This window comes from Streptomyces sp. NPDC052101, from assembly GCF_040680235.1.
Taxonomy (GTDB): Bacteria; Actinomycetota; Actinomycetes; order Streptomycetales; family Streptomycetaceae; genus Streptomyces.
The window spans coordinates 266,416-290,513 of the sequence record NZ_JBFAWH010000008.1; the positions used below are offsets into that span (position 1 = coordinate 266,416).

21 protein-coding genes are annotated in these 24,098 nt (G+C 68.5%); 4 read left to right on the forward strand and 17 right to left on the reverse strand.

The annotated features are described in order from the left end of the window. Positions 1–32 precede the first annotated feature (32 nt). The 4 genes from AB0L75_RS17545 to AB0L75_RS17560 form a co-directional block, all read right to left on the reverse strand. Positions 33–404 carry an FKBP-type peptidyl-prolyl cis-trans isomerase gene (locus AB0L75_RS17545; protein WP_365181677.1) on the reverse strand — a complete coding sequence of 124 codons (372 nt, stop codon included), beginning with the start codon at positions 402–404 and terminating at the stop codon, positions 33–35. Between the two features lie 84 nt (positions 405–488). Beyond that, complete coding sequence (locus AB0L75_RS17550; protein WP_365181679.1) at positions 489–1,487, reverse strand: FKBP-type peptidyl-prolyl cis-trans isomerase; 999 nt, start codon at positions 1,485–1,487, stop codon at positions 489–491. Positions 1,488–1,630: 143 nt separating this feature from the next. Further along, the gene (gene pafA / locus AB0L75_RS17555) at positions 1,631–2,992 is read right to left on the reverse strand and encodes a Pup--protein ligase (protein WP_365181681.1); all 1,362 of its coding nucleotides are present in this window, start codon (positions 2,990–2,992) and stop codon (positions 1,631–1,633) included. 9 nt (positions 2,993–3,001) lie between these two features. Beyond that, complete coding sequence (locus AB0L75_RS17560) at positions 3,002–4,261, reverse strand: MFS transporter (protein WP_365181683.1); 1,260 nt, start codon at positions 4,259–4,261, stop codon at positions 3,002–3,004. 96 nt (positions 4,262–4,357) lie between these two features. On the opposite strand from AB0L75_RS17560, the gene AB0L75_RS17565 reads away from it, so the two are divergent. Beyond that, the gene (locus tag AB0L75_RS17565) at positions 4,358–5,374 is read left to right on the forward strand and encodes a LacI family DNA-binding transcriptional regulator (RefSeq protein WP_365181685.1); all 1,017 of its coding nucleotides are present in this window, start codon (positions 4,358–4,360) and stop codon (positions 5,372–5,374) included. Between the two features lie 92 nt (positions 5,375–5,466). Here AB0L75_RS17565 and prcA read toward each other — a convergent pair whose 3' ends face one another. The 6 genes from prcA to arc all read right to left on the reverse strand — a co-directional run bounded on the left by prcA (position 5,467) and on the right by arc (position 11,625). Continuing rightward, positions 5,467–6,219 (reverse strand): proteasome subunit alpha, encoded by a 753-nt coding sequence (prcA, locus tag AB0L75_RS17570; RefSeq protein ID WP_365181687.1) that lies wholly within the window; start codon positions 6,217–6,219, stop codon positions 5,467–5,469. A gap of 63 nt (positions 6,220–6,282) precedes the next feature. Beyond that, positions 6,283–7,128, reverse strand: a complete 846-nt coding sequence (prcB, locus tag AB0L75_RS17575; RefSeq protein WP_365181689.1) for a proteasome subunit beta — start codon at positions 7,126–7,128, stop codon at positions 6,283–6,285. Further along, a complete protein-coding gene (locus tag AB0L75_RS17580; RefSeq protein WP_365181691.1) occupies positions 7,080–7,592 on the reverse strand; it encodes an endonuclease VII domain-containing protein in 513 nt (170 codons plus the stop codon). The genes prcB and AB0L75_RS17580 overlap by 49 nt, the downstream gene beginning before the upstream one ends. A gap of 123 nt (positions 7,593–7,715) precedes the next feature. Then, positions 7,716–7,934, reverse strand: a complete 219-nt coding sequence (locus AB0L75_RS17585; protein ID WP_365181693.1) for a ubiquitin-like protein Pup — start codon at positions 7,932–7,934, stop codon at positions 7,716–7,718. A 180-nt stretch (positions 7,935–8,114) separates the two neighbouring features. After that, the gene (gene dop / locus AB0L75_RS17590) at positions 8,115–9,626 is read right to left on the reverse strand and encodes a depupylase/deamidase Dop (protein ID WP_365181695.1); all 1,512 of its coding nucleotides are present in this window, start codon (positions 9,624–9,626) and stop codon (positions 8,115–8,117) included. Between the two features lie 232 nt (positions 9,627–9,858). Next, a complete protein-coding gene (gene arc, locus AB0L75_RS17595) occupies positions 9,859–11,625 on the reverse strand; it encodes a proteasome ATPase (protein WP_365181697.1) in 1,767 nt (588 codons plus the stop codon). A 520-nt stretch (positions 11,626–12,145) separates the two neighbouring features. Here arc and AB0L75_RS17600 point away from each other — a divergent pair. Next, positions 12,146–12,448 carry a ferredoxin gene (locus AB0L75_RS17600; protein WP_365181699.1) on the forward strand — a complete coding sequence of 101 codons (303 nt, stop codon included), beginning with the start codon at positions 12,146–12,148 and terminating at the stop codon, positions 12,446–12,448. A gap of 43 nt (positions 12,449–12,491) precedes the next feature. Here AB0L75_RS17600 and AB0L75_RS17605 read toward each other — a convergent pair whose 3' ends face one another. The 3 genes from AB0L75_RS17605 to AB0L75_RS17615 form a co-directional block, all read right to left on the reverse strand. After that, on the reverse strand, positions 12,492–13,073 hold the full coding sequence (locus tag AB0L75_RS17605; protein WP_365181701.1) for a hypothetical protein: 582 nt from the start codon (positions 13,071–13,073) through the stop codon (positions 12,492–12,494). Positions 13,074–13,317: 244 nt separating this feature from the next. Further along, positions 13,318–14,220, reverse strand: a complete 903-nt coding sequence (locus AB0L75_RS17610; RefSeq protein ID WP_351549202.1) for a tRNA (adenine-N1)-methyltransferase — start codon at positions 14,218–14,220, stop codon at positions 13,318–13,320. A 47-nt stretch (positions 14,221–14,267) separates the two neighbouring features. Next, positions 14,268–16,094, reverse strand: a complete 1,827-nt coding sequence (locus tag AB0L75_RS17615) for a site-2 protease family protein (RefSeq protein WP_365181703.1) — start codon at positions 16,092–16,094, stop codon at positions 14,268–14,270. A gap of 179 nt (positions 16,095–16,273) precedes the next feature. Between AB0L75_RS17615 and AB0L75_RS17620 the strand changes: the two genes are divergently transcribed. Continuing rightward, the gene (locus AB0L75_RS17620; protein WP_365181705.1) at positions 16,274–17,326 is read left to right on the forward strand and encodes a PD-(D/E)XK nuclease family protein; all 1,053 of its coding nucleotides are present in this window, start codon (positions 16,274–16,276) and stop codon (positions 17,324–17,326) included. A gap of 14 nt (positions 17,327–17,340) precedes the next feature. Continuing rightward, positions 17,341–18,012 carry a response regulator transcription factor gene (locus AB0L75_RS17625; RefSeq protein WP_069781827.1) on the forward strand — a complete coding sequence of 224 codons (672 nt, stop codon included), beginning with the start codon at positions 17,341–17,343 and terminating at the stop codon, positions 18,010–18,012. Between the two features lie 81 nt (positions 18,013–18,093). On the opposite strand, the gene AB0L75_RS17630 is transcribed toward AB0L75_RS17625, so the two are convergent. The 4 genes from AB0L75_RS17630 to AB0L75_RS17645 all read right to left on the reverse strand — a co-directional run. Continuing rightward, positions 18,094–19,674, reverse strand: a complete 1,581-nt coding sequence (locus AB0L75_RS17630) for an ABC transporter substrate-binding protein (RefSeq protein WP_365181707.1) — start codon at positions 19,672–19,674, stop codon at positions 18,094–18,096. Between the two features lie 97 nt (positions 19,675–19,771). Next, positions 19,772–21,376: an ABC transporter substrate-binding protein gene (locus AB0L75_RS17635; RefSeq protein ID WP_365181709.1), complete on the reverse strand. Its 1,605-nt coding sequence runs from the start codon at positions 21,374–21,376 to the stop codon at positions 19,772–19,774. 433 nt (positions 21,377–21,809) lie between these two features. Beyond that, positions 21,810–22,511, reverse strand: coding sequence for an HAD family phosphatase (locus tag AB0L75_RS17640; protein ID WP_365181711.1), 702 nt, complete (start codon positions 22,509–22,511; stop codon positions 21,810–21,812). 310 nt (positions 22,512–22,821) lie between these two features. Next, on the reverse strand, positions 22,822–24,098 hold a 1,277-nt coding region (locus AB0L75_RS17645), incomplete at its 5' end, for a vitamin B12 dependent-methionine synthase activation domain-containing protein (RefSeq protein ID WP_365181713.1).

Genomic DNA, 24,098 nt, shown 5'->3' on the forward strand with positions numbered 1-24,098 from the left:
CGGTCGGACCCGGCCGGACGGCCAGGGAGGGATCAGACGGCGATCAGGTCCACCACGAAGATCAGCGTCTCGCCCGGCTTGATCGCCGGGGTCGGGCTCTGGTTGCCGTAGGCGAGGTGGGCGGGGATGGTCAGCTGGCGACGGCCGCCGACCTTCATGCCCTGCACGCCCTGGTCCCAGCCCTTGATGACACGGCCCCCGCCGAGCGGGAAGCGGAACGGGGTGCCCCGGTTCCAGCTGGCGTCGAACTCCTCGCCGGTGCTGAAGGCGACACCCACGTAGTGCACGGTGACGGTCTGACCCGCCTGCGCGACCTCGCCGTCGCCCTCCCAGATGTCCTTGATCTCAAGGTCCTTCGGGGCCTCGCCGTCCGGGAAGTCGATCTCGGGCTTGTCGATGCTCACGTCAAAAGCTCCTGCTTGTGTACGGCACGAAACACGGACAGTCTTTCATCTCGGCAGCCCTGCCGCCCATCACGGGCACACCGGTCAGATCGCCGCCAGGATGTCCACCGTGAACACGAGCGTCGAGCCCTTCTTGATGACACCGCCGCTCGGCGGCGTGTTGCCGTAGCCCAGCTCCGGCGGGGCCACGATCAGCACCCGGCTGCCCACCTTCTTGCCGGTCAGACCCTGCGCCAGGCCCTTGACCGTCTGCTGCATCTGCTCCAGCGAGAACTGGGCGAGCCGACCCGAGCCGTACGTCCGCTGGAACGGCTTGCCGCTGTCCCAGACCAGCCCCTGGAACTGGCACAGAACCGCCTGGTCGGCCTTCAGCTCGGGCCCGTCGCCCTCCAGGACGTACGTCGAGACGAGCTTCTTCGGCGCGCCCGCCTTGGGCACCGTGACCTTGGGGACAGTGCCGTCGGTGTTGGTGGCCACCTTGGGCAGGGCGGCATCGGTCTGCGCCACCGGCTTGCCCTTGACCGAGCTCTTGGAGTTGAAGGTGTCGATGAGGTCGATGACGAACACCAGCGTGTCCGTGCCCTTGATGCCCGCCTGCGGCTCGCCCCCCTCGCCGTAACCCCACTTGGGCGGCACCGCGATCTGGATGCGGCTGCCGGCCTTCTTGCCCGCCAGCGCATACCGCCAGCCGTCGATGACGCCGCCCTGGGCCAGCTGCAGCACCAGCGGACGCTTCTTGTCGTAGGAGTTGTCGAAGACCTTGGCCGTGTCCCAGATCTGACCCAGGTAGTGCGCCTGGACGAAGTCGTTCTCCGCGACCGTGCCACCGCTGCCCGCGATCAGCGTCTTCACCGCCAGGTTCTTCGACGGCTCGCCCGGCCCCTTGGCCACCGTCGGCTTCTCGCCGAACTTCGTACCCGCCGTGATCGCCGGCAACGGCCCTTCCACGATCTTCGGCGGCGGCGCCGAGGGCACCGCCGGAGATGCCGAGGCACCGGCCTTGCTGGACTTGCCGTCACCACACGCGGCGAGTGTGACCAGTCCTGCGGGAACAGCGGCGAGGAGAAGTGAACGTCGGCGCACGGAAGAGCCTCGTAATCGGTCGATCTTGCGGATGGCGTGCGCGCAACTCTACGGCGTGAGAAGGGCGCCGTACCGTAAACGTACGACGCCCGTGTGGCGTTCCGGCATTTCACACCCGAAACGCTTGACTCACCCGCTTTCGACTACATTCCGGCGATCAGCTTCTCCACCCGGTCGTCCACCGAACGGAACGGGTCCTTGCACAACACGGTCCGCTGCGCCTGGTCGTTGAGCTTCAGATGCACCCAGTCGACCGTGAAGTCCCGGCGCTGCTCCTGCGCCCGCCGGATGAAGTCGCCGCGCAGCCGCGCCCGAGTGGTCTGCGGCGGCACCGACTTGCCCTCGAAGATCTTCAAGTCGTTGCAGACCCGGGCCGCTTGGCCCTTCCTCTCCAGCAGGTAGTACAGACCACGACGGCGGTGGATGTCGTGGTAGGCGAGGTCTATCTGCGCCACCCGCGGATGCGACATCGTCATGTTGTGCTTGGCCCGGTACCGCTCGATGAGCTTGTACTTCATCACCCAGTCGATCTCGGTGGCGATCCGGTCCAGCTCCTCCGACTCGATCGCGTCCAGCGTACGACCCCACAGCTCCAGGACCTGCGCGACCGTACCCGTACGGATCCCCCGGCGGTCGCAGAAGTCCACGGCCTTGTCGAAGTACTCGCGCTGCACCTCCAGCGCCGAGGCCTCCCGGCCGCTCGCCAGCCGCACCTTGCGCCGGCCGGTGATGTCATGACTGACCTCGCGGATCGCCCGGATCGGGTTCTCCAGCGTCAGATCACGCATCACCGTGCCCGCCTCGATCATGCGCAGCACCAGGTCCGTGGCACCGACCTTGAGCAGCATCGTCGTCTCGGACATGTTCGAGTCGCCGACGATGACATGCAGCCGGCGATACCGCTCGGCGTCCGCGTGCGGCTCGTCACGGGTGTTGATGATGGGCCTCGAACGGGTCGTCGCCGAGGAGACCCCCTCCCAGATGTGCTCCGCGCGCTGGCTCACGCAGTACACGGCGCCACGCGGCGTCTGCAGCACCTTCCCCGCGCCGCACAGCAGCTGCCGGGTCACCAGGAACGGGATGAGGATGTCCGCGAGCCGGGAGAACTCCCCGTGCCGCGCCACCAGATAGTTCTCGTGGCAGCCGTAGGAGTTGCCCGCCGAGTCGGTGTTGTTCTTGAACAGGTAGACGTCGCCCGCGATTCCCTCCTCGTGCAGGCGTCGTTCCGCGTCCACCAGGAGTCCCTCGAGAATGCGCTCGCCGGCCTTGTCGTGGGTGACCAGTTCGATCACGTTGTCACATTCGGGTGTCGCGTATTCCGGATGTGAGCCCACGTCGAGATAGAGCCGGGCGCCGTTTCGCAGAAAGACATTGCTGCTGCGGCCCCATGACACGACACGGCGGAAGAGGTACCGCGCCACCTCGTCAGGAGACAGGCGCCGCTGTCCCCTGAACGTGCACGTGACGCCGTACTCGTTCTCCAGCCCGAAAATGCGGCGGTCCATGACTGAACATTACGCCCGATCCCCTGAGCTGAAACGGGGTTCGACAGCACGATTTGGATCATTTTCCGATGAAGCCGCAACGACCCCGCCCCGCGCGGGAGCTGCGAGGACCCGCCCCGTGGCGAGCAGGACCAGCAACGACACCGCTCCCGCCGCACCCGGCACCGCGAAACCCCACACCGTGCCACCGGCCTGGACCACCGGCCCCGCCACCCCCGTCCCCACCGACGCACCCACCGTGAACGTCGTCACAAGCCAGGAGAACGCCTCGGTGACCGTCCCGCTCGGCGCATGCCGGTCCACGATGATGAACGCACAGGCGATACACGGCGCCAGAAACACCCCCGAGAGCGCGGAGAGCAGCACCATGGCCACCGCACCCGGCACCAGCATCAACGGCAGATAACACACCGCCAGAAGCGCCACCAGGAGCCGCAGTCGCCGCTCGGGCGAACCGGCCCACTGACGCGCGCCGTACGCCGTGCCGCCCACCAGCGCACCCAGGCCCAGCCCCGCCATCATCCAGCCGTACACCGCGTCACCACCATGGCCGTCCGCGTACGACACCGAGGCCACCGTGATCGAGCCCAGCGCCAGACCGACGAACAGGAAGGCACCCAGCAGCGCCAGCAGACCCGGCGCACGAAGGGCGCCGAGCCAGTGCGCCTCGCGCGGAGCCGACCGCCACGCGCGCGACGGCGGTGAGACCACCACGGAGAGCGCACCCAGCACACCGAGGAGACTCAGCACCAGCAGAGCGGCGCGCTCGTCCCACAGGGACACGCACAGCGTCACCAGCAGCGGCCCGACCGTGAACATGACCTCCTGCGCGATCGCGTCCATCGCGTACGCGGTGTGCACCTGCTCCTCACCGCGCAGCACCGACGGCCACAGCGCCCGCAGCCCGCCCTCCAGGGGCGGCGTGAACAGGCCCGACGCCGCCACCGTCGCATACGCGAGCGGCAGCGGATCGGTGCCCGAGAACGCGAAGAGCGTCATGGACAGAGCCGCGAGAACGGCCGCCGGCAGCTGCACGCGCGGCTGGCCGTACAGATCCACGAGCCGGCCCAGCACCGGCTGACCGACGGCGTTGGCGACGCCGTACACGGCCGCCAGGGCACCCGCGAGGCTGTACGTGCCGCCCTCGGCACGGACGAACAGCACCAGGGCGATCGCGGCGGTCGCGTTGGGCAGCCGGCCCACCAGGGTGCCGGTGAGCAACCGCAGCGCATGCCTCGCCCGGAGTATCTCCAGATAACCCGCGGCCATGTGCTGCCCTCCAGCTCGACGTTTTACGTATAACTTCGCTTCCCATACGTACCATGTGCGCTGTTCACACGTCCAGACGAAACGGCAGGCCCCACGGTGGCACACAGCAGCACGCGCCCGACCAGCCGGGACGTCGCCCAGGCAGCCGGGGTCTCCCAGGCCGCCGTCTCACTCGTCCTCGGCGACAAATGGCGCGGCCGCGTCTCCGCAGCCACCGCCGAACGCGTCCGGGAAGCCGCACGCGAACTGGGCTACCGGCCCAACCTCGCCGCCCGCAACCTCCGCCTCGGCCACACCCGCACCGTCCTGCTCGTCGTACCCGCCCTGACCACGGAATTCTTCGCCGGTGTCTACACCGGCGCCGCACGCGTGGCAGCCGAGAACGGCTTCGGCGTCGTCCTCTACCCCTCCCCCGAAGGCATCGGCCCCGCCCGCGACCCCTTCGCCTCCGCACAAGCAGCCCTCGACGGCGTCCTCGCCTCCTCCATGGCCGCCGACGCCCTCACCGCCATCCGCGGCGACCAACTCCCCCTCGTCATGCTCGACAGCGACCCCACGGGCAGCCTCGGCGCCGCCACCGTCAACCTCGACATCACCGACGGCGTCCGCCAGGTCGCCGAACACCTCCTCGGCCTCGGCCACCGCCGCATCCTGCACCTCGCCGCCGACGTCCCCTCATGGACCTTCGAGATCCGCGCCCAGGAACTCGCCACACGCCTCGCAGCCGCACCCGGCACGACCCTCACCACCGCCCGCGCCCCCATCTCCATCGAAGGCGCCCGCACCGCCACCGAGACCGCCCTCACCGCACCCGGACCCCGGCCCACCGCCGTCGTCTGCGACGACGACAAACTCGCCGCCGGCGCCTACAAAGCCCTGCGCCGCCTCGGCCTGCGCATCCCCGACGACATCTCCGTCACCGGCCTCGACGACCTCGCCCTCGCCACCGCCATCGACCCAGAACTGACGACCGTACGACTGGACGCCGAACTCTTCGGCGAACGCGGCATGCAAGCCCTGCTCGCCGTCCTGCAAGGTCAGGAGCCACAGAGCGGAGACATCCCGGTCCAACTCGTCGTCCGAGGCTCCACAGCCCCACCCCCGACCGCCTAGACACCCCGCGCAGGACCGGCACACCCGAACGCCGTGTGCCACGGCCGGAAAAACGGCCGGGGCACACGACAACAGACAGACGGGACGCCAGGTCACTCCTCCTCGGAGCCGTCCTCCTCGGAACTCTCCGCCTCCGTCACCGCACCCTCCGCCGCCAGCAGACGAGACAGCTGACGCCCGACAATGCGCTTGAACTTGCGCTTCTGCGGCCGCGCACGATCCAGCACCGCGACCTCAAGACGCTCCGCCGGGATCTCCCGCTCACTGCCATTGGGGTCACGGGACAGAGCCTGCACGGCCAGCTTCAGCGCCTCGGCCAACGACATACCGTCACGATGACGCTGATCCAGGAAACTGCTGATCTGCTCCGCATTGCCACCCACCGCGACCGACCCGTGCTCGTCCACGATGGAACCGTCATGCGGCAGCCGGTAGATCTGATCGCCCTCCGGGGTCTCCCCCACCTCCGCCACGACCAGCTCCACCTCATACGGCTTCTCGGCCGCGGAGGAGAAGATCGTGCCGAGCGTCTGGGCGTACACGTTCGCCAGACCACGAGCGGTCACATCGTCCCGGTCATAGGTGTAACCACGCAGGTCGGCGTAGCGCACACCACCGATCCGCAGATTCTCGTACTCGTTGTACTTACCGGCGGCCGCAAAACCGATCCGGTCATAGATCTCGCTGAACTTGTGCAGCGCACGGGACGGGTTCTCACCGACGAACACGATCCCGTCGGCAAACTGCATGACCACCAGACTGCGGCCACGGGCGATGCCCTTCCGGGCGTACTCCGCCCGGTCGGCCATGGCCTGCTGGGGTGAGACATAGAACGGCGTCGACACCGGTTATCCGTCCCTTTCTGTCATGGTCACTGGATCACCTTGATAAGAAACCGCGGCCCGCGCTCAGAGCAGGGCGGCCTTGGGGCCGTCCGGCTCCTCCAGACGCCGCTGGAGCACCGCGCGCGCGATCTCGGAGGACTCCTCCTCCGTCAGCCGGCGGAAACCGTCCTCGGTGATCACCGTGATGATCGGGTAGATCCGGCGGGCGACATCGGGACCACCGGTCGCCGAGTCGTCGTCAGCCGCGTCATAGAGGGCCTGCACCACCAACGTGGTCGCCTGCTCCTCGGTCAGGTCGCCACGGAACAACTTCTTCATCGCACCACGAGCGAAGATCGAGCCGGAACCCGTCGCCGCGAAGTTGTGCTCCTCGCTGCGGCCACCCGTGACGTCGTACGAGAAGATCCGCCCCCTCTCCCGGTCCAGGTCATACCCCGCGAAGAGCGGGACGACAGCCAGCCCCTGCATCGCCATGCCGAGGTTCGACCGGATCATCGTCGACAGCCGGTTCGCCTTGCCCTCCAGCGACAGCTGAGCACCCTCGACCTTCTCGAAGTGCTCCAGCTCCAGCTGGAAGAGCTTGACCATCTCCACCGCGAGACCAGCCGTACCGGCGATACCGACCGCGGAGTACTCATCGGCCGGGAAGACCTTCTCGATGTCCCGCTGGGCGATGACATTGCCCATGGTGGCCCGGCGGTCACCGGCGAGCACCACGCCCCCCGGGAACGTCACGGCAACGATCGTCGTCCCATGCGGCGCCTCGATCACGCCCTGCGTGGGCGGCAGCTGCCGCTTCCCCGGCAGCAGCTCGGGCTGGTGCTCCGACAGGAAGTCCATGAAGGAGGAGGACCCAGGCGTCAGGAAGGCAGCTGGTAGACGCCCGGTGCCACGAGTATTGGCTTCCACGAGTTTCCTTCCAGATAGGCAGCGGCTCGGCGTACGACTTCGGGGTCGTCCCTCAACAGGCCGAGGCCGGAATTGCAGTTGAAGCACAGTACGCCACGGACCCTACCCGTGTTATGGCAGTGATCCACATGCACGGCCGGGGCAGCCAGGCAGATCGCACACAGGCCGCGCTGGGAGGCGATCAACGCGTCACGCTCGATTTCGGTGAGGCCGTACTTGCGCTTGAAGTAGCTGGCCCGATTCCGCTCCGCGCGGCACGCCCGGCAGTAGCTCGCCCAGCCGTCAGACGTGGCCCTGTTCCGCTCCCACTCCGAGTGCGGCTTCACGACACCGCATTGCGGACACCGCTTGTGACCCTGCGGCACGGAAACGTTCTCCCGCACCTTCTTGCCCCTGGCCTCTTGGCGCTCCCGGTAGTACTCGGCCGAGCACTCCCGGCAGTAGGCCTGAAGGCCATCAGGCATGCCCCTGTTGCTGGCGAACGCTGCCCTCGGCAGGTGCTCCCTACACCGAGAGCAGCGCTTCACCCCGGAATCTTCGCTCACTCCACCACTCCCCCGAAACCTTCGAATCGAAGGCAGAAAGGCCTACTGGCCTCCCTTTTGAACGAATGATCGAACGAAATCCTCTGCATTCTCCTCCAGGACATCGTCAATCTCGTCCAGGACGGAGTCCACGTCATCGCTCAGCTTCTCGTGCCGCTCCTTGAGGTCCTCCGAAGCCTGCGCGTCCTGCGCCTGCTCCTCGGCCTCTTCGGTAGCGCGCGTGGCCTTCTGCTGACCGCCGCCGGTGTCCTTGGTTGCCATAACCCTCACCCCGCTCAGTTCGCCTGCCGATCGGTGATGATCAGACCCTACAAGCCGGGTCCGACATCGGCCCCGCAGTTTCTCCAACGTACGGGGGCCACCTCGATGATTCCCGGGCGGTGGGATTTCCACCCTGTCCGCCCTGTCCACCCGGGCGGACCGGGTGCTCTGCTGATCCGCTCAGCCGCCTGACAGGACCCTGACCAGGTCTTCCGCGGTGCGGCAGCGGTCCAGCAGTTCCTTGACGTGATTTCGCGTTCCGCGTAGCGGCTCCAGGGTTGGAACGCGCTGGAGGGAGTCGCGGCCGGGGAGGTCGAAGATGACCGAGTCCCAGGAGGCGGCCGCGACGTCGTCGGCGTACTGCTCCAGGCAGCGGCCACGGAAGTAGGCCCGGGTGTCCTCCGGCGGCTTCGTCATGGCCTCCTGGACCTCCGTCTCGTCCAGGAGGCGCTTGATGCGGCCGCGGGCCGCGAGGCGGTTGTAGAGGCCCTTCTCGGCGCGTACGTCGGCGTACTGGAGGTCGACGAGGTGGAGCCGGGCGGCGTCCCAGTCGAGGCCGTCGCGGCGGCGGTAGCCCTCCATGAGTTCGCGTTTGGCGACCCAGTCGAGTTCGCCGGCGAGGCTCATCGGGTCGTTCTCCAGCCGGGTGAGGGTGTCCTCCCAACGGGTCAGGACGTCCTTGGTCTGGTCGTCGGCGTCGGCGCCGTAGCGTTCCTCGACGTATTTGCGCGACAGCTCGAAGTACTCCATCTGCAGTTGGACCGCGGTCAGGGTCCGACCGCTACGCAGGGTGACCAGGCTCTTCAGTGAGGGGTCGTGGGAGACCTGGTGCAGTGTCCGTACGGGCTGGTCGACGGCGAGGTCCACCGCGATGAAGCCGTCCTCGATCATGGACAGGACCAGGGAGGTCGTGCCCAGTTTGAGGTAGGTCGAGATCTCGGAGAGGTTGGCGTCGCCGATGATCACGTGGAGGCGGCGGTATTTCTCGGCGTCGGCGTGCGGTTCGTCCCGCGTGTTGATGATCGGGCGCTTCAGTGTCGTCTCGAGGCCGACCTCGACTTCGAAGTAGTCGGCGCGCTGGCTGATCTGGAAGCCGTGTTCGTGGCCGTCCTGGCCGATGCCGACGCGGCCGGCGCCTGCGAAGACCTGGCGGGAGACGAAGAAGGGGGTGAGGTGGCGCACGATGTCGGAGAAGGGGGTTTCCCGCTTCATCAGGTAGTTCTCGTGCGTGCCGTAGCTGGCGCCCTTGTTGTCGGTGTTGTTCTTGTAGAGGTGGATGGGCTGGGCGCCGGGGAGCTGGGCGGCGCGTTCCGCCGCTTCTGCCATGATGCGTTCGCCGGCCTTGTCCCAGAGGACGGCGTCGCGGGGGTTGGTGACTTCGGGGGCGCTGTATTCGGGGTGGGCGTGGTCGACGTAGAGGCGTGCGCCGTTGGTGAGGATCACGTTGGCGAGGCCGATGTCCTCGTCGGTGAGCTGGCTGGCGTCGGCGGCCTCTCGGGCGAGGTCGAAGCCTCGCGCGTCCCGTAGCGGATTCTCCTCCTCGAAGTCCCAGCGGGCCCGGCGGGCCCGGTGCATCGCCGCCGCGTAGGCGTTGACGATCTGGGACGAGGTGAGCATGGCATTGGCGTTGGGGTGGCCGGGGACGGAGATTCCGTACTCCGTCTCGATGCCCATTACTCGCCGTACGGTCATGCGGCCCTCCTTGCCGGGCGGCACCCTCGGTCGTGGGCGCCGCTCAAGTACCGCTGGCGCTCCGGTGCGTGTGCGGTGCCCGTCCCCGCACTGCGCGACTCGGCGGTAGGAACGAGCCTAGAACGCCTTTGCGCTGGTGGGGAGATCATTTGCGTCATTGCCTGCTCCGGTCGTGGCCGGAAAAACAGTCGGCTGCGGGTACCCGGTGAGGGCACCCGCAGCCGCCCTGCTTTTACAGGTACTGACCGGTGTTCGCCACCGTGTCGATGGAGCGTCCGGTGTCCGCGCCCTGCTTTCCGGTGATGAGGGTGCGGATGTAGACGATCCGTTCGCCCTTCTTTCCGGAGATTCGGGCCCAGTCGTCGGGGTTGGTGGTGTTCGGCAGGTCTTCGTTCTCCTTGAACTCGTCCACGCAGGCCTGGAGGAGGTGGGAGACGCGGAGGCCTTTCTGGTTCTTTTCGAGGAAGTCCTTGATCGCCATTTTCTTGGCGCGTCCGACGATGTTTTCGATCATGGCGCCGGAGTTGAAGTCCTTGAAGTAGAGGACTTCCTTGTCGCCGTTGGCATAGGTGACTTCCAGGAAGCGGTTTTCCTCGGATTCGGCGTACATCTGCTCGACGGCCGTCTGGATCATGCTCTGGACGGTCGTCTCCTTGCTGCCGCCGTGCTCGCCGAGGTCGTCGGCGTGCAGCGGGAGCCGCTCGGTGAGGTACTTGCCGAAGATGTCCTTTGCCGCTTCGGCGTCCGGGCGCTCGATCTTGATCTTCACGTCGAGTCGGCCGGGGCGCAGGATGGCGGGGTCGATCATGTCCTCGCGGTTGGAGGCGCCGATGACGACCACGTTCTGCAGGCCTTCGACGCCGTCGATCTCGGCGAGCAGCTGCGGGACGATGGTGTTCTCCACGTCGGAGCTGACGCCGGAGCCGCGGGTGCGGAAGAGGGATTCCATCTCGTCGAAGAAGACGATGACGGGGGTGCCCTCGCTGGCCTTTTCGCGGGCTCGCTGGAAGACGAGGCGGATCTGCCGCTCGGTCTCGCCGACGTACTTGTTGAGCAGCTCGGGGCCCTTGATGTTGAGGAAGAAGCTCTTGCCGGCGGCCTGACCGGTGACCTCGGCGACCTTTTTGGCGAGCGAGTTCGCGACGGCCTTGGCGATGAGTGTCTTGCCGCAGCCGGGGGGGCCGTAGAGCAGGACGCCCTTGGGTGGGCGCAGCTCGTGCTCCTTGAACAGGTCCGGGTAGAGGTACGGCAGCTCGACCGCGTCGCGGATGGCTTCGATCTGGTTGCCGAGGCCGCCGATCTGGTCGTAGCCGATGTCGGGGACCTCTTCGAGGACGAGTTCTTCGACCTCGCTCTTGGGGACGACCTCGTAGACGTAGCCGGAGCGGGGTTCGAGCAGGAGGGCGTCGCCGGGGCGGATGGTGACGTCCAGCAGCGGCTCGGCGAGCCGTACCACCCGTTCCTCGTCGGTGTGCCCCAGTACGAGGGCGCGCTCGCCGTCCTCGAGGATCTCCTTGAGGGTGACGATGTCGCCGACGCGCTCGAACTCCATGGCTTCGACCACGTTGAGCGCTTCGTTGAGCATGACTTCCTGGCCGCGCCGCATGTCGTCGAGGTCGACGCTTGGGCTGACGTTCACCCGGAGTTTGCGGCCGCCGGTGAAGATGTCGGCGGTGCCGTCTTCGTTGGCCTGCAGGAAGACTCCGAAGCCGGCCGGCGGCTGGGCGAGTCGGTCGACCTCTTCCTTGAGGGCCACGATCTGGTCGCGGGCCTCGCGGAGGGTGTTGGCCAGCCGTTCGTTCTGGGCGGACACGCCGGCCAGGTTGGTCTGCAGCTCGACGATCCGCTCTTCGAGAATCCTCGTGTGTCGCGGAGAGTCGGCGAGCTTGCGTCGCAGGACGGCGATCTCCTGCTCAAGGTAGGCGATCTGCCCGGCCGGGTCGTCGGACCCTCGTCCCGGGCGGATGCCGCGGTTCATGTCGTCGTCGTGGGCTGCCACGGTCCTCACCTCCTCCAAGGGGAGCTGGACGCTTCCAGACCCTACCTGGGTGGGTGTCGATTGAAACCCCTAGATCACAAAGACTGTCAAGGTGTGTCGTCGGTCACCCGGTGCGCTCTCCCTCGCACGGAGGGGATACCCACTCAACGTGATGGGGAAGCGGCTTGTTCCGGGCATCGCGAGGTCGAAACCCTTCGGGAGTGGGCGGAGTTGTCCGCTCCGGGCTGTTGGTTCCGGATGCGGGCAGGGGTGGGGCGCGCTCGTACGGACATTACGCAGAGCGACGGTGCGGGCGGGTGGTGTCACTGTGGGCCCGGCTTGATGTGGTCGTTCTCTCGGCTGGGACGCCTGTGTTCTGGTCGGGCGCTGGTACCCGGGCGGGGCGGGGTGGAAACCCGGTGGCGGTGGAGGACGGCCGGATCTCGGGCGGAGGTAGGGTCGGGGGTGTTCAACAGCCGCTGGCGCGGACCTGGCTGGCCCTTGTGGTGCCGGCCCGCGCGGCGTTCCGACGGCAGGAGAGGTGACCGTGCAGCAGGAGGCCCCGGGCGGGGAGGCGCTGGAGGTCTGGATCGACCAGGATCTGTGTACCGGCGACGGGATCTGCGCCCAGTACGCCCCTGAGGTGTTCGAGCTGGACATCGACGGGCTGGCCTATGTGAAGGGCGCGGACGACGAGCTGCTGCAGGCGGTGGGGGCGACGACGCCGGTGCCGCTGCCGTTGCTGACGGATGTGGTGGACTCGGCGAAGGAGTGTCCCGGCGAGTGCATTCATGTGCGCCGGGTTTCGGACAAGGTCGAGGTGTTCGGGCCCGACGCGGAGTGATTCCACTGCCGGGCCTGGGGAGCGTATGCCGTCGGGCCCGTGGTCAGACGCTGTGGGCGTCGGTGGCTGTGGAGCGGATGAACGTGTTGCCGTTCCAGTGCCACTTGACGGGGGTCTTCAGGTCGGGGCAGCAGTTGGGGACGGCGTCGGAGGAGTAGCCGAGCAGGGTGGCGCCGAGGGTGCCGGCGCTCAGGGTGAAGTCGGTGACGGTGAGCCGGTCCTTGGGGTCGACGAGGGTGGCGACGATGCGTGGCTTGCCGCTGTCCGCGGAGCGGGTGAGGACGTAGATCCCGTCGGGCGGGGTGCCCATGGCGGAGTCGCAGTGCACGACTGCGACGGTTTCCGGTCGGCCGTCGCCGTCCAGGTCCCCGGTGGCTTTCTTGGCGACCAGGGCTTTCACGGGTCCGCACTGCAGGGGGAAGTCGACGCCGGTGGTGCCGGGCGGCTGTATGGCCGCGGGGGCGGACTTGTCCTGGGTGCCGGTGGCGGACTGGGCGGCTGTGGCCGATCCGGGCTGTACGACGGAGGTGAGGGCCACGACGCCGGCGATGGCCGTGGCGGTGGCGACCCAGTGGATGGGCCGGGTCTGGGTGTGGGCGAGCTCCGGAACGGCGGATTGCTGCACTAGGAGTGTCTCCTGCGAGGGCTGTACCGGTGGGGGTGGCCAGCATGGTGCCACACGTCACAGTGCGGGGGAACGGCGGGGTCCGGGATTCCTGCAGGCGGGGAGCCCGCGCGCGGGGGCGGGTGTTGGGGCCGGGGGTGGGGTTCCTGGTGTTCTGTCAACGAACGGGCGCCGTGCCCGAGTTCCCGTCGATGGGTGGGAACTCGGGCACGGCGCCCTTGCGTTGTGCTGTGTGCGGGGTGGGTCAGCGGCCGGCGCCGCCGTCGGCGTTGGGTCCGGCGTAGTCCTCGCCGTAGGCGCCCTTGGCGGGGCGGCGGCGGCGCATGGGGGGCTCGACTCCGTCGGCGAGGCGGCGGGCGGTGAGCAGGAAGCCGGTGTGGCCGATCATGCGGTGGTCGGGGCGGACGGCCAGGCCCTCGATGTGCCAGTTGCGGATCATGGTTTCCCAGGCGGTCGGCTCGTTGAAGCAGCCGATCTCCCGGATGGACTCCACGGTCCGGGCGAGCTGGGTGGTGGTGGCCACATAGCAGCACAGGATGCCGCCGGGGACGAGTGCCTTGGAGACGGCCTCCAGGCATTCCCAGGGGGCGAGCATGTCGAGGATGACGCGGTCGACGTCGGTGTCGGACAGGTTGTCCTGGAGGTCGCCGACGGTGAGCTGCCAGGCGGGGTGCGGGCCGCCGAAGTAGCGTTCCACGTTCTGCTGGGCGATCTCGGCGAAGTCCTCGCGGCGCTCGTAGGAGTGCAGCATGCCCTGGTCGCCGATGGCGCGCAGCAGGAAGCTGCTGAGCGAGCCGGAGCCGACGCCGGCCTCCACGACGCGGGCGCCGGGGAAGATGTCGGCGAAGGCGAGGATCTGCCCCGCGTCCTTGGGGTAGACGACGGCTGCCCCGCGGGGCATGGACAGGACGTAGTCGGGGAGCAGGGGGCGCAGCGCGAGGTAGGCGACGTTGCCGGTGGTGCGGACAACGCTGCCCTCGGGAGCGCCGATCAGTTCGTCGTGCGGGAAGGAGCCCTTGTGGGTGTGGAAGTTCTTCCCGGCTTCGAGCGTGAACGTGTAGTGGCGGCCCTTGGGGTCGGTCAGCTGTACCTGGTCCCCGACCTTGAAGGGCCCGCGTCTGCGGGCGGCACCGGTCGGTTCGGACATGTGACCAGCGTACCGGTCCCTGCGGTGGTCTCCGACCAGCGGACGCTTCAGGCGGGCCTTGCCATCGCCCTGACGAAGGCCCGTTCCACGTCTGCTGCTGACAGGACGCCGTAGATCTCGCCGGTTTCCTCGACGACGAGGTATTCGGTGGCCGGGGTGGCCCGCAGGGTGTCCAGGAGTTCTTCCCCGGCCAGTTCGGCGGAGACGCGCATGCCGTCGGTGAGGTCCTGGGCGAGGCCGCTGACGGCGACCCAGGGGCGGCGGTGTTCGGGTACGCCGACGATGGCGGACTCGCGGACCAGGGAGAGGGGGTTGCCGTGGGCGTCGACGACAACGAGGGCGCGGGCTCCGGCGGCGTTGGCGCGGCGCAGGGCTTCGGAGAGCGGGGTGTCGGTCTGGACGGGTACAGCGCGCCGGGTGAGGGTGCGGGCGCGCAGTTCGGGGAGGTGTTCGCGCAGGCGGGCCATGCGCAGGCTGTTGCCGGCGCCGGTCCAGATGATCGCGGCGAGGATGGCGGCGAGCAGGGCGTCGGTGACGGTGTCCATGCCGCCGGTGTCGGCGTTGTCGCCGCCGAGGGCGCCGGACTGGTTGAGCAGGGGCAGGCCGATGAGGACGGCGACGGCGAGGGCGCGGCCGACCCAGGCGGCGGCGATGGTGCCGCTCATGGGTTTGCCGGTGATCTTCCAGACGACGGCGCGGAGCATACGGCCGCCGTCGAGGGGCAGGCCGGGCAGCAGGTTGAAGATCGCCACGATGAGGTTGGAGATCATCAGGCCGGCCAGCAGGACGCCGGGGACGGTGCCGGGTTCGACGGGCTTCATGGCGAGGTAGAACAGCCCGGCGAGGACGAGGGAGAGCAGTGGGCCGACGAAGGCCAGGACGAATTCCCGGCCCGGGGTCTCGGCCTCCTTCTCGATCTCGGAGACGCCGCCGAAGAACTGCAGCTGGATGCGGCGGACGGGGAGCTTGAAGCGGATCGCGGCGACCGTGTGGGCCAGCTCGTGGACCAGGACGGAGGCGTAGAAGGCGACGGCGAAGAACAGGGAGACCAGGTAGCGGGCGGCGCCCAGTTCGGGCAGCACGCGGTCGAGCTGGCCGCCGAAGACCCAGGTGATCAGGGCGGCGACGAGGAACCAGCTCGGCGCGACGTACACCGGCACGCCGAACGGGCGGCCCATGAGGATGCCCCCGCCGGGTTCCTTGGGCCGTGGCTGCGGCGGCTCGCCCTTGGCGATCCCGGAGTGCGCGAGGGAGCGGTGCTCGGTGTGCGGGTCGTGGGGGGTGCCGGTGTGCGGGGGCGGGGTGTCCTGGGGGCGGGGAGTGGTGTCGTGGGACTGCGGGCTGCCGGAGGCCTGCGCGTCGTTGCCGAGCCTCTCGTGGTCCGTGCCGCCGGGGGTCTGCGTGCCGTTGGTGGGCGTCTTGGCGTCCGAGCTGCCGCTGGTGCCGGCGTCGCCGGTGGCGGACTCCTGCGTCCCGTCGGAGGCCGTGGTCGCTGTGCCGCCGGGGGTTGCCTGGGCTTCCGGGCCGCCGTTGGTGGCGGCGGCGGACGTGTCCGCGTGGTCGTCGGTCGCGGTGGGGTCCGGGCCGTCACCCGTGCCGGTGCTGTCGGTGTGCTCCGGGTTGCCGGTGGTGTCCGCGGTGGCCTGAGCAGGTCGTGGGGCCGGCGGGCGGCTGGTCGCGGCTGTGGTGTCCGCGGCGTCGGCCGCACCCTGGTCCTTGCCTTCCTGGCGGGGGGCGGCGCCGGGCATGTGGGGGTGGGGCTCCGGGCCGGGCTGGTCGGTGGGGCCGGTCGTCGGGGCCGTTGGACCTGCGGGGTGCTCGGCCGGCTTGTCGTTGCCGGACCGCGGCTGCCCGCTCCCGCCGCTCACGTCCACGGTGTCCCCTCGTTCGAAGCGTCTTCCGTACCTGCCGGACGGAAGGGTCTGTGGTCGATGGTATGCGGCCGTGGTGGCGCGTTCCGCCCCGGCACCCCTTGTGTTTGCCCAGCGGTCGCGCGGTCGAACACGGGCAGCGGGTGGGTCACTGTCAGTGGTGGGCCGTAAGGTCTGTGGACATGGACAGCAGCATCGAGGACGCGGGAGCCCTGGCGGGCGGCGCCGAGCAGAAGGATCCGGCCGAGGCGCCGCAGCCGACGCCCACGACGGCTGCGCCGACCGAGGTGCAGACGTCGTCGCCGGGCCCCTCGATACCGGCGGTGGCGGCCGGGGAGCTCCCCGCGTCCGAGGCGCCCTCGGCAACCGGTGCCGAGCGCGGTGCCATCCCGCCCACTTCGCTCTCGCCCTCCCGGGCCAGTGATTTCATGCAGTGTCCGTTGCTGTACCGGTTCCGAGTGATCGACCGGCTGCCGGAGAAGCCGAGTGCGGCGGCGACTCGGGGCACGCTGGTGCACGCGGTGCTGGAGCGGTTGTTCGACGCGCCCGCCGCGGAGCGGACCGCGCCGCGGGCCAAGGCGCTGGTCCCGGGCCAGTGGGACCGGCTGCGGGAGAGCAGGCCGGAGGTCACGGAGCTGTTCGCCGACGACCCGGACGGGGAGCGGCTGGCAGGGTGGCTTCAGGAGGCCGAGCGGCTCGTCGAGCGCTGGTTCACGCTGGAGGATCCGTCGCGGCTGGAGCCGGCCGAGCGGGAGCTGTTCGTGGAGGCCGAGCTGGAGTCAGGGCTGCGGCTGCGCGGGATCATCGACCGGGTGGACGTGGCGCCGACCGGCGAGGTGCGGATCGTCGACTACAAGACGGGGAAGGCGCCGAGACCGGAGTACTCCGAGGGCGCGCTGTTCCAGATGAAGTTCTACGCCCTGGTGGTGTGGCGGTTGAAGGGGGTCGTGCCGCGGCGGCTCCAGCTCGTCTATCTCGGCAGCGGGGATGTGCTGACGTACGACCCGGTCCTCGCCGATCTCGAACGGGTCGAGCGCAAGCTGCACGCGTTGTGGGACGCCATCAGGCAGGCCACGGAGACGGGTGAGTGGCGGCCGCGCCCGACGAAGCTGTGCGGCTGGTGCGACCACCAGGCGCACTGCCCGGAGTTCGGCGGCACTCCCCCGCCGTATCCGTTGCCGGTGAGGGCGGCCGAGTCCGCAGCCGTGCCGCAGGGCAGAATGGGGCCGGACTAGCGAAGGAGTGTCACGTGGCCATCCGTGTCCTACTGGTCGACGACCAGCCCCTGCTGCGGACGGGTTTCCGGATGATCCTGGAGGCCGAGCAGGACATCGCGGTCGTGGGCGAGGCCGGTGACGGTCTGCAGGCCCTCGACCAGGTGCGGGTCCTGCAGCCGGACGTGGTGTTGATGGATATCCGTATGCCGCGGATGGACGGGGTGGAGGCGACCCGGCAGATCACCGGTCCCGACCGGTCCGGGCCGGCGAAGGTGCTGGTGCTGACCACGTTCGATCTGGACGAGTACGTGGTGGAGGCGCTGCGTGCCGGCGCCAGCGGCTTTCTGCTGAAGGACGCACCCGCCAACGAGCTGGTGCAGGCGATCCGTGTGGTGGCGGCGGGTGAGGCGATGCTGGCGCCGAGCATCACGCGCCGGCTGCTGGACAAGTACGCCACGCATCTGCCCTCGGGCGAGGAGCCGGTGCCGGACACGCTGAACACCCTCACCGACCGTGAGGTGGAGGTGCTGAAGCTGGTGGCGCGTGGTCTGTCGAACGCGGAGATCGCGGCCGATCTGTTCGTCAGCGAGACGACGGTGAAGACGCATGTGGGGCATGTGCTGACCAAGCTGGGCCTCAGGGACCGGGTGCAGGCGGCGGTGTACGCGTACGAGAGCGGCCTGGTGCGTCCCGGCGCCCAGTGAGCGGACGGTCCGGTACGACGCCGAAGGGCGCCCCTCCCGTGCGGGGAAGGGCGCCCTTCGCGTCGACAGGGTCAACGGGTGTCAGCTCTTGCTGAGTTCCCAGAAGCGGAACACCGTGGAGGCGTCCAGGCAGTACTCCAGGCCGTAGACGCCGTCGCGGACGACCGCGTACTGCTTGGCCTGCCAGACCGGCAGGACGGGCAGTTCGGTGGCGACGATGTTCTGCAGCCGGCCGAAGTCCTTGTCGGTGGCGGCGCGGTCGCTCTGTGCGGCGGTGCCGGGGATGAGCGAGCCGGTGATGGTGCGGTTGTCGTAGTTGTTGTCCAGCACGTTGCCCTTGCCGAAGAAGGGCGCGGTGAAGTTGTCCGCGTCCGGGTAGTCGGGCACCCAGCCCTTGACATAGACGCCGTACTTGCCGGCGGCGATGTCCTTCTCGTACTGGTCGAAGCCGACGGACTTGACGTCGGCTTCGAACAGGCCGCTGTCGTTGAGCTGGCCGGCTATGGCCTTCAGCTCCTCGTCGGTGGCGGGGCCGTAGCGCGACGGCGTGGACCACAGGGTGAGCTTGACCTTGCCGGTGATGCCGACGGTGCGCAGCACCTCGGCGGCCTTGGCGCGGGAGGGGCGGGCGCCGTAGGTGTCGAAGAAGGCCGTGTTGTGGCCGACGATGCCCGCAGGGATGATCGAGTACAGCGGGGTGGCGGTGCCCTGGTAGACGTTCTTGATGAGGGCGTCGCGGTCGATGAGGTAGGCCATGGCCTTGCGGACGCCGAGCTTTCCGGCGACCGGGTCCTTCATGTTGAAGACCAGGTGCTGGACTTCGGCGCTGGTGCCCTCGATGACGTCGACGCCCTTGTTGCCGCCCTGCTGGTCGAGGCCGGCGATGTCGGAGGCGGACAGGCCTCGGTAGGCGATGTCGATGTGGCCGTCGAGGAGGGACTTCTTCAGGGCGGTGCGGTCGCCGTGGAAGAACTTCAGGGTGACGCCGGAGTTCTTGACCTTGGCGGTGCCCTTGTAGTTGCCGTTGACGGAGAAGACCGCCTGGTCCTTGTCGAAGGAGTCCAGTTTGTAGGGGCCGGAGCCGACGGCCTTCTGGTCGGTGCGCAGGCCGTTCGCGTCGTACTGGCTGTGGTCCACGATGGAGCCGGCGCCGGAGGCGATCTTGCTCGGGAAGGTGGCGTCGGAGGACTTCAGGTGGAAGACCACGGTCTTCGCGTCGGGAGTGTCGATGCTGCCGAGCATCGGGAACATGATGGCGGGCCCGGCCGCGTCGTTGATCTTCAGCATGCGGTCGAAGGAGAACTTCACGTCCTTCGAGGTGAGGGCGTCACCGTTGCTGAATTTCAGGCCGTCCTTCAGTTCGCACTTGAAGACCGTGGCCCGGGTGTCGGTGAAGGAGCAGGCCTTGGCCAGTTCGGGCTGGGGTTCGGTCGCGCCCTTGGGGAAGCTGAGCAGCGACTGGAAGACGTTGTCGAACAACAGCCAGGAGCCGGGGTCGTAGCCGGATGCCGGGTCCGTGGCGAGGACGTCGTCGGACATCCCCATCACCACGGAAGAGCCGGTCCCCCCGGAACCACCGCTCTCCGAGCCACAGCCGGTCAACAGGCCGGAGGCCAGCCCCGCCACGATGGGCAGGACTGGCCACTGGTTACGCATATTCACTCGCGTGTGCCTTATTCGTCGGTTCGTCACCCCGGGGCCGCCGTCCTGGCCCCGGGTTACCGGGGCAGCCGTCCCTGGCCCCCGGATGAGAGAGCCGTCAGCCGCTCACACCGCGGCCGAGCTCCCACAGCTGAAGCGTCGAGGAGGAGTTGAGGGCGTAGGCGACACCGGTGATGTCGTCCCGCGCGGCGACGTACTGCTTGCCCTGCCACAGGGGCAGGACCGGAACGTCCTCGGCGACGGTGTCCTGGATCGCGGTGAGGCTCTTGGCGGCGGCGAGCCGGTCGGCCTCGCGGCGGGACTCCGGGATCAGGGTGTGCTGGATGGTGGGGTTGGAGTACGGCGAGCCGAGGAAGTTGTCCTTGTCGAGGAAGGGTGCCAGGAAGTTGTCGGCGTCGGGGAAGTCGGGGAACCAGCCCATGCCGTAGACGTCGTACTGGCCCTTCTGCTCGGCGGGCCGGAAGGTCTCCCAGGTGTGGCCCTGGATGGAGGTGTCGAACAGGCCGCTGTCGTTGAGCTGCTGCTGCAGGACCTCGAACTCCTTCTTCGTGGCGGAGCCGTAGTGGTCGGTGGTGTAGTGCAGGGTCAGCTTCACCGGGGTGGTGATGCCGGCCTTGCTGAGCAGGCTCTTGGCCTTGTCGACGCTGGGGTTGCCGTACTTGTTGAAGAACGAGTTGGAGTGGCCGGTGACCGTGGCCGGGACCAGCGAGTACAGCGCTTCGGCCTGGGTGCCGTAGACCTTGCCGACCAGTGCGCCTCGGTCGACGATCTGGGCCATGGCCTGGCGTACGGCCTTGGACTTCACGCTGGCCGCGTTGGTGTTGAAGGCCAGGTAGCGGATTTCCAGGCCGGGCATGTCGACGAGGTCGACCTTGTCGTCGCCGCCGGCGTCCAGCTTCTGGATCTGGGAGGGCGACATGGTGCGGCTCATGACGTCGATGTCACCCTTGTCGATGGCGGCGCTCATGGCGTCGGCGTCGGAGAAGGAGCGCAGCGCGACCTTGTTGTTGTTCACCTTGAAGTAGCCCTTGTAGTTGGGGTTCTTGGTGAAGGTGGCGGTGGTGATCGCGTTGCCGCTGACGTCGGCGTGGAAGGTGTACGGACCGGAGCCGTCGATGTCGAAGCCGTTGCGCAGCTTGTCCTTGTCGTAGTCCTTCGGGTTGATGATGCCCGCGACCGGAGTGGACAGCTTGTACGGGAAGGTGGCGTCGGCCGTCTTCAGGTGGAAGATGACCTCGTGGTCGCCCTGCGTCTCGATGGTGTCGATGGTGTTCAGCAGGGAGGCCACACCGCTGCTCGACTTGATGCGCAGGGCACGCTCGATGGAGAACTTGACGTCCTGGGCGGTGACCGGGTCGCCGCTGGCGAACTTCAGGCCGTCGCGGAGCTTGCAGGCGTAGCGCTCACTGCCGCTGTCGGTGAAGGAGCAGCTCTCGGCGGCGTCCGCGACGGGGTCGCCCTCGCCCTTGGGCTGGGTCATCAGGGTCTGCACGCTCTGGCGCAGGATGTTCCAGGTGCCGACGTCGTAGGCGTAGGCCGGGTCGAGGGGCGCCGGGGCGTCGGTGGTGGCGGTGAACCGGTCCGTGGTGCCGACGACGATGGCGTCGCCGCCCTTGCTCCCGCTGCCGGACCCGCCGCACGCGGCGAGGACCGGGGTGAGCAGGCCGGCCACCGCCGGCAGCACCAAAGTCTTGCGGTTCATGCGGGGGTTTCTCCAGAGCTGTTCGGGTCCGTGTATCCGACATGCATGGGTGGTGCGGCGGATCGCGGGGGGTTGCGGCGATGTTCTCGCGATGAGATTAGTCCGCGCCCGCTGGGGGGTTCACGGCCGTGCGAGTTGACCCCTCATCACGCAGTGGAACCGGGTGCGGACACACCGAAAACCCGACAGCGGCAGGATTAGTGCAGCCTCCCATCAATCGGGACACAAAGACCCGCCGATCCGGCCCGAACAGGGTCGTTCAGCACACCTGACCCTGACTGTCGAGGGCCGCAAAGGTGGCGAACGTCACACTTCCAACTGTGCGGCGAGTCAGTGGAATTCGGCCGGACGACCGGGCCGGAATTCCACGTGGGTGTACTTCCCCGGAAATTTGTCCAACCCGGCCAATGGACTTTTCACGCTGGGTGAACAGCTAGGGCATTTCCGTCATGAGGCCGCGCAGAAATGCCAGGTCGACCTCTTCCAGAGAGGTGACCACGGTGCGTCGCTCGGCCGGGGTGATGGGGGCGACGGAGGGCACGGCGACCACGCGGCAGCCCGCGGCCTCGGCGGCGGCGACACCGGTCGCGGTGTCCTCGACCACCGCGCATCTGCCGGGCTGTGCGCCGAGCCCGGCGGCGGCCAGCAGATAGGGGTCGGGAAAGGGCTTGGTGCGTGAGACCTCGTCACCGGCGATGGAGAGGGCGAAGTGGTGCGTGCCGAGAATCTTCAGCACACGGTCGATGATGCGCCGGTGGGAGGCCGAGACGAGGGCCGTGGGGATGCCGTGCTCGTGGAGTTCGGCGAGCAGGCGGGCGGCGCCCGGCATCAGCGGCAGGGCGTGGTCGATCCGGCCCTCGAAGCCCTCGTTGAGCAGCAAGGTGAGTTCGTCCAGGGTGATGTCGGCGCCGGTGGCCTCGATGAGGAAGCCGGCGCTGCGGGTCATGGGCCCGCCGACCACGATGTGCCGCCAGGATTCGTCCAGGGTGTGGCCGAGGCCGGCGAAGATCTCGACCTCGACGTCCCACCAGAAGCCCTCGGTGTCCACCAGGGTGCCGTCCATGTCGAGGAGCACCGCCTGCAGCGCTGAGCCTTCGGCCGTACGGGTTCCGAGCGCGGGGACCGTGCTGGTCATCCGGGCGCACCTCCTTGAGGGACGATCAGGCCGGTTCCCGGACAGGGAACCGGCCTGCAGTGGGCCGACAAGTGTACGTCCCCAGCGCCCGAAGCGCCCTCGTTTATCACGCGACCCAGCGGGTACACCGAAAAACACCCCGGCGCAGGCCAGAGGGCCATGGTCATGCCCGTAGCAACCCGCCAGGGGCGCGGGGCTCTGCCGATATGCGGCTCCGCCGCGTGGGCGCGACCGGCGCCCACACACCCGAACACGCGCACGGCCCGCCGCTCCTCCGACGGTGGGCGCCCCGGCCGAACCCCCGGAGGGCTCAGCGGGCGTTGAAGTACTTGGCCTCCGGGTGGTGAATCACGATCGCGTCCGTGGACTGCTCTGGGTGCAGCTGGAACTCCTCGGACAGGTGGACGCCGATCCGCTCCGGCCGCAGCAGGTCGGCGATCTTGGCGCGGTCCTCCAGATTCGGGCAGGCGCCGTAGCCGAGGGAGAAGCGGGCGCCCCGGTACTTCAGAGCGAACATGTCCTCGATGTCGGCCGGGTCCTCGGCCCCGAAGCCGAGTTCGGCGCGGACGCGCGCGTGCCAGTACTCGGCGAGTGCCTCGGCCAACTGGACGGACAGGCCGTGCAGTTCGAGGTAGTCGCGGTAGGCGTTGGCCTCGAAGAGCTTCGCGGTCTCCTCGCCGATGCGCGAGCCGACGGTCACCACCTGCAGCCCGACGACGTCCGTCTCCCCCGACTCCTCCGGGCGGAAGAAGTCGGCCAGGCACAGCCGGCGGCCGCGGCGCTGGCGCGGGAAGGTGAACCGGGTGCGCTCGTTGCCCTGTTCGTCCAGGATGATCAAGTCATCGTCCTTGGAGACACAGGGGAAGTAGCCGTGGACGACCGCCGCTTCCAGCAGGTTCTCCGTCTGCAGCCGGTCCAGCAGGCCGCGCAGGCGCGGGCGGCCCTCGCTCTCGGCCAGCTCCTCGTACGAGGGTCCCTCGCCGGTGCGGGCCTGCTTCAGCCCCCACTGGCCCTTGAACAGCGCGCCCTCGTCCAGCCAGGAGGCGTACTCCTTGAGCTGGATGCCCTTGACGATCCGGGTGTCCCAGAACGGCGGGACCGGCACCGGGTTGTCGATCGCCACGTCGGAGCGGACGTGCCCCTCCTCCGGGCGTTCCTCGACCTCGACGGCGGCCGCGGCCCGCACCCGGCGCTGCTTCAGCTCGGGCAGCTTCGCGCCCGGCACACCACGCTTGACGCCGATCAGCGCGTCCATCAGACGCAGGCCCTCGAAAGCGTCACGGGCGTAGCGGACCTCGCCCTCGTAGATCTCGTGCAGGTCCTGCTCCACATACGCCCGGGTCAGCGCGGCACCGCCCAGGATCACCGGGAAACGGGCCGCCAGGCCGCGCTGGTTCAGCTCCTCCAGGTTCTCCTTCATGATCACCGTGGACTTCACCAGCAGCCCCGACATACCGATCACATCGGCCCGGTGCTCCTCCGCCGCCTCCAGGATCGCCGACACCGGCTGCTTGATCCCCAGATTGACCACGTTGTAGCCATTGTTCGACAGAATGATGTCGACCAGGTTCTTGCCGATGTCATGCA

Excerpts from the sequence above, each read along its gene's own strand:
- pafA (WP_365181681.1), bottom strand. The coding sequence starts at position 2,992 with ATGGACCGCCGCATTTTCGGGCTGGAGAACGAGTACGGCGTCACGTGC.
- AB0L75_RS17560 (WP_365181683.1), bottom strand. The coding sequence starts at position 4,261 with ATGGCCGCGGGTTATCTGGAGATACTCCGGGCGAGGCATGCGCTGCGG.
- AB0L75_RS17580 (WP_365181691.1), bottom strand. The coding sequence starts at position 7,592 with ATGCCTGATGGCCTTCAGGCCTACTGCCGGGAGTGCTCGGCCGAGTAC.
- AB0L75_RS17585 (WP_365181693.1), bottom strand. The coding sequence starts at position 7,934 with ATGGCAACCAAGGACACCGGCGGCGGTCAGCAGAAGGCCACGCGCGCT.
- dop (WP_365181695.1), bottom strand. The coding sequence starts at position 9,626 with ATGACCGTACGGCGAGTAATGGGCATCGAGACGGAGTACGGAATCTCC.
- AB0L75_RS17610 (WP_351549202.1), bottom strand. The coding sequence starts at position 14,220 with ATGTCCGAACCGACCGGTGCCGCCCGCAGACGCGGGCCCTTCAAGGTC.
- AB0L75_RS17620 (WP_365181705.1), top strand. The coding sequence starts at position 16,274 with ATGGACAGCAGCATCGAGGACGCGGGAGCCCTGGCGGGCGGCGCCGAG.
- AB0L75_RS17635 (WP_365181709.1), bottom strand. The coding sequence starts at position 21,376 with ATGAACCGCAAGACTTTGGTGCTGCCGGCGGTGGCCGGCCTGCTCACC.
- AB0L75_RS17640 (WP_365181711.1), bottom strand. The coding sequence starts at position 22,511 with ATGACCAGCACGGTCCCCGCGCTCGGAACCCGTACGGCCGAAGGCTCA.